This is a genomic window from Bradyrhizobium altum, assembly GCF_020889705.1.
Classification (GTDB): Bacteria; Pseudomonadota; Alphaproteobacteria; order Rhizobiales; family Xanthobacteraceae; genus Bradyrhizobium; species Bradyrhizobium altum.
Map to the genome: position 1 here is coordinate 1 of NZ_JACMYP010000509.1, position 2,087 is coordinate 2,087.

2 protein-coding genes and 1 pseudogene are annotated in these 2,087 nt (G+C 63.2%); all 3 read right to left on the reverse strand.

The window, feature by feature from the left end; genetic code table 11:
- A partial coding sequence (locus H8B02_RS46955; protein WP_229172470.1) for an alpha/beta fold hydrolase occupies window positions 1-1,368 on the reverse strand: 1,368 nt, incomplete at its 3' end.
- The gene (locus H8B02_RS46960) at window positions 1,365-1,841 is read right to left on the reverse strand and encodes a MaoC family dehydratase (protein WP_229172471.1); all 477 of its coding nucleotides are present in this window, start codon (window positions 1,839-1,841) and stop codon (window positions 1,365-1,367) included. The genes H8B02_RS46955 and H8B02_RS46960, both read right to left, overlap by 4 nt.
- Window positions 1,842-1,882: 41 nt before the next feature.
- Window positions 1,883-2,087 (reverse strand): annotated as a pseudogene (locus H8B02_RS46965) (fatty acid--CoA ligase); the annotation flags it as partial.

Sequence of the window (2,087 nt, forward strand, 5' to 3'; positions counted from 1 at the left end):
AGCGACGACATAGCTGTCGGCCTTGACCTTGCTCATGTCGACGATCTTGTCGTTCAGCGTGAGCTTGCCGGCGTTGACGAACGGATTGGTGAAATAGAGATCGAGATAGTCGCCATGCAGCGCCGCCGGAAGTCGGGTTGTGTCGGCATTCCAGTAGAGGATGTCGAAGGCTGGTGGCTGGTTGCCGAGCAGGTAGTTATTCACCCAGTAGTTCCAGATCAGGTCGTTGGGCCGCATCCAGGCGAACATCCGCGCCAGCTCGTGGCCATCGACAATGCCGCGCAACTGCGACGTCGCCTTGGCCGCGCGCATGGTCTCCGGCGTCATCAGGCAGCCGAACGTGCTCTCCTCGGCCGAATTGGGATCGAGCAGGCAGACCGCCAGCACCAAATTCTTGATCTTCTTCTCAGTGGCGCTGCCGAGCGTCGCGAAATAAGCCGTCGAGGTGATGCCGCCGGAGCAGGATCCCATCATCGAGATGTCCGCGCTGCCGGAAATCTCGCGCGCCGCGTCGACCGCCTCGTCGAGCGCCGCGACATAGGTGTCGAGCCCCCAGTCGCGATGCGCCGCGGTCGGGTTGCGCCAGCTCACGGCAAAGACCTGGAAGCCGCTCTCCAGCAGGAAGCGAACCATGCTCTTGTCCGGCGACAGGTCGAGCGCGTAGTACTTGTTGATCTGCGGCGGCGTGATCAAAAGCGGCCGCTTCCTGACCGTCGGCGTCGTCGGGGTGTACTGGATCAACTCGATCAGCTCGTTGCGGAAGATCACCGCACCCGGCGTGGTCGCGAGGTTCTCGCCGACCTTGAACGCGCTCATGTCGACCATCGACGGCATGCCGCGATTCTGCGTCAGGTCGCCGATGTAATTCTTCAGGCCGCTCCACAGGCTCTGCCCGCCGGTGTCGATGAACTTGCGGACCGCCGCCGGGTTGGTGAGCATCGTGTTGGTCGGCGCGACCGCATCGATCAGGATATCCGTGATCAGATGCGCGCGCTGCTTGTCGATGTCGCTGAGGCTGGTCTTGCCGACCAGCCCGTTGACCGCCTCGCCCCACGCCAGATAGGCCTTGAGCAGGCCGGAGTGCAGCGAGCTCTCCTTCCAGGTCGGATCGGCAAACCGCTTGTCGCCGGCCTTCGGCGCGCGCTCCGACTTGCCGGCGGCGATCGAGCCGAGCTCGCCGACGAAAGACAGCCACTGCTCGGTCGCGACCTTCGGCTCGTTGATGACCGCCTTGAACAGGATGCCGGCGCCCTCGACCAGGTCCTGCCCCTGGATGCCGACCAGCGGATTGAGTGCCAGCGTATTCCTCGACGCCGCCTCGGACATGTCAGACGCCGAGGACTCCGGACTGCGATTTTCCGTGCTCATTGCTTTGCTCCTGCCGCGGGGATCAGAAGGGCCAGCGTTTCGGCGATCAGCGCCGGCTTCTCCGATCCTTCGACCTCCAGCGTGTTCAGGGTTTTCATGATCACCTGGCCACCGTCCCTCGGCTCAACGCCGGACAGCACGACCCGCAGCCGCACCCGCGCGCCTGATGGCACCGGCGTCAGGAAGCGCACCTTGTCGACCCCATAGTTCAACCCGGCGGCGGCATCGCGCGGGATGATGCCGACCTGCATCGCCAGCGGGGCCACCATCGCCAGCGTCAGATAGCCATGCGCGATCGGACCGCGGAACGGACTCTCCCGTTTCGCGCGTTCGACATCGACGTGAATCCATTGATGGTCGCCGGTGCAGGCCGCAAAATTATCGATACGCTGCTGATCGATCGCGACCCAGTCGGAAAGTCCGAGCTCCTTGCCAACATGCTCGCCGAGGCCGGCCAAAGTGAGGTTGCTCATGATGTCGTCCTCCTCGATCCATTCTTGGCTGTGTTGAGCCGTCACATGTCGCCGTACAGCTCGCGCAGCTCCTTCTTGTTGATCTTGCCGACGCTGGTCTTGGGAATGCTGTCGATGAACAGGATCTTGCCGGGGATGCCGTATTTCGAGATCACGCCCTTGTCGGCGAACAGCTTGAGATGGTCCTTGATGGCCTCGTCGCTGAGGCCGTCAGCACCGGACGGTTTCTTGACCACGAGCGCGAGT

Coding starts and splice junctions, on each gene's coding strand:
- H8B02_RS46960 (WP_229172471.1), bottom strand. CDS start 1,841: ATGAGCAACCTCACTTTGGCCGGCCTCGGCGAGCATGTTGGCAAGGAG.